Source organism: uncultured Fretibacterium sp., assembly GCF_938040765.1.
In the GTDB taxonomy this organism is placed as follows: domain Bacteria; phylum Synergistota; class Synergistia; order Synergistales; family Aminobacteriaceae; genus CAJPSE01.
In genome coordinates this window covers 1-2,275 of record NZ_CALIAA010000069.1, presented here as the reverse complement: position 1 = coordinate 2,275, position 2,275 = coordinate 1, and the positions used below count along the sequence as shown (strand labels likewise).

At 57.1% G+C, this 2,275-nt stretch carries 3 protein-coding genes; all 3 read left to right on the top strand.

The features are described 5' to 3' along the window. A partial coding sequence (locus Q0176_RS02680) for a hypothetical protein (protein WP_299299000.1) occupies positions 1 to 240 on the top strand: 240 nt, incomplete at its 5' end. Positions 241 to 348: 108 nt separating this feature from the next. Beyond that, the gene (locus Q0176_RS02675) at positions 349 to 1,950 is read left to right on the top strand and encodes an Hsp70 family protein (RefSeq protein ID WP_299298999.1); all 1,602 of its coding nucleotides are present in this window, start codon (positions 349 to 351) and stop codon (positions 1,948 to 1,950) included. Between the two features lie 24 nt (positions 1,951 to 1,974). After that, a partial coding sequence (locus Q0176_RS02670; protein WP_299298997.1) for a hypothetical protein occupies positions 1,975 to 2,275 on the top strand: 301 nt, incomplete at its 3' end.

Genomic DNA, 2,275 nt, shown 5'->3' with positions numbered 1-2,275 from the left:
GTTCAGAACTTCCTGTTCGTCCTCGACGGCATCGGGATTTCCCCGTACGATGCCGACAAGATTGGGAAGAAGGTTCCGTTTGACTCCGAGGAGGCCAATGTCGTCTATGCGGTCAACGAAAAGGATATTGCAGAGGGGCTGAACCGCGGCCTTCTCAACTATCCCGGCTGGAGATACAAGGGGGAGAATCTCGTCCTGCCCTGGGTGACGATGGAAACGGAGGCCGACCAGAATGGATAATGCAAAGGACATGCGGCACAAAATCCACATCGGAATCGACCTCGGCACCACCAATACGGTGATGGCAACGTGCAAGATGCCACGCCACAACATCATGCGACCAACGATATGCTCGATCAACCAGTACATAATGGAAAACCAGATTGGGATGGAGAAGTCCCTGCCCTCCGTACTCTTTTTCGGCGCAAACGGCAAGGTAAAGGTGGGCGGTTCGCGCGCGACAAAAAGCAGGACGGCGCGGATCGGCGCATCCTCTACAACACGAAGATCGACATGGGGCGCAAGGTCGTATATGCCAACGAGTACACACCGGTCAAGGCAGCCGCTGACATTCTGAAGGTCTGCCACGACGCCATCCGGCAGACCGTCATGCAGCGCGGGGACAGCGAGTTCCCCGATGTGACCATCACCGTCCCCGCCTCGTTCAACCAGAGCCAGATCGCGGACACCATCATGGCGGCAAAAATGGCGGGCTTTGAAAAGGTGTCCATTCTGGAAGAACCCATCGCCGCACTCTACCACTATATCAACGGACAGTACGCATCGGGCGCGGAGGACATGATCGACTTCTCGGAAAAAAAGCGCATGATGGTGTACGACATCGGCGGAGGAACGTGCGATGTCTGTGTCGTCGACCTGCAGATTGACGAGGACGACGTCTATGACATCCACTTTGTTGCAACGAACCGCTATACGGAGTTCGGCGGAAACGACTTCGACGAACAGGCTGCGATCGGCATTCTGAACAAGTTGTTCAGACGCTATGAAATCAACGATACGGAGATCGACGCACCGGAGTTGAAGGCGGATCTGGTCGCCCGGATCATGCCGGCCTGCGAGCAGTACAAGCTGTGGTACAGCACGCAGCTGAACCAGGGCTACGGCGAGGACGAAGACCTCCCCACCCCGACCTACGGGGCTCTTCCGCGGTTCCTGACCAAATACGAAAACGTGGAGCTGGACTGCACCTACAGCGAATATCGGGCATACACCGCCCTGTTCTTCAACGACAGCTACCGCCGTCCCACGCGTGATCTGACGGACAAGCTGCGGGACAAACACGTGCTGAAGCCGGTCTATCAGCTGCTGAAACGGCTGAAGGAGGAGGGCGAACGCGGCATCGACTGCGTCTTCCTGACCGGCGGCATGTCGATGTACCCGCCCATTGAAAAGGCACTCGCTGCGTACTGCCAATGCCCCGTCCTCAAGGCGGAGGAGCCGATGGAGGCCGTGGCGATGGGGGCGGCGATCTCGAAATTCGTATCCACGCGGAAAGACACCGCCCACATGCTGAATCTGCAGGACGAAGACCCCGCGGAAACCGAGGAAGAATCCGCCTCGGTGCAGGAGCATCGGGATGAGCGTCCCAAACTGCCGGAGGCGATCTTCATTGACGTGGAAAACCAGCTGCCGGTGGAGATTATCCCCGCGAACATCGCGATCCCCTGCAGCGGCGAGGTGGAGCATACATTTCACGTCGGCTCAAACGGGGTGCGCTTCCACCTGTTTGCGGGGCAGAGCCAATGGGACCCCGAAATGAGAATCCTCTATGACTACGCGCAGACCTTCAACGATCTTGTGAAACCGAATACGGAGGCGCGCATCCGCTATGAAATCGATGAGGATCGCTTTTTGAAAATGCAGCTGGTCATTTCCGATGTGCGGAATCAGGTGTTTGATCTGACCGTGGACACCTTCGAAAAAATCTGACCGACCGATGAAATGGAGTGCCTTATGGAATCGTCAAATTTCAACAATCCGGCGCTGCGGGATGCGCTGAGCCGGCTCGATCTGTCCCATCTTCCGGAGGCCGTCGCCACCATCCATGCGAACGACCCCGACATCAGCGGGGGCAGGGTGATCGCCCATGTCAAAAGCAACCAGCTGTTCACGGGGCAGTTCGAAAAATCAGATTTGGAGGCGTTCACAAAGATCTGGACACGGTACCGGAGAAACCCCAAAATGCCGCTGAAGCAGGATCTGATGCAGCAGTCCAAGGCAATGATCCGCAATTACCGCGGGGAGGTGTGCCCGA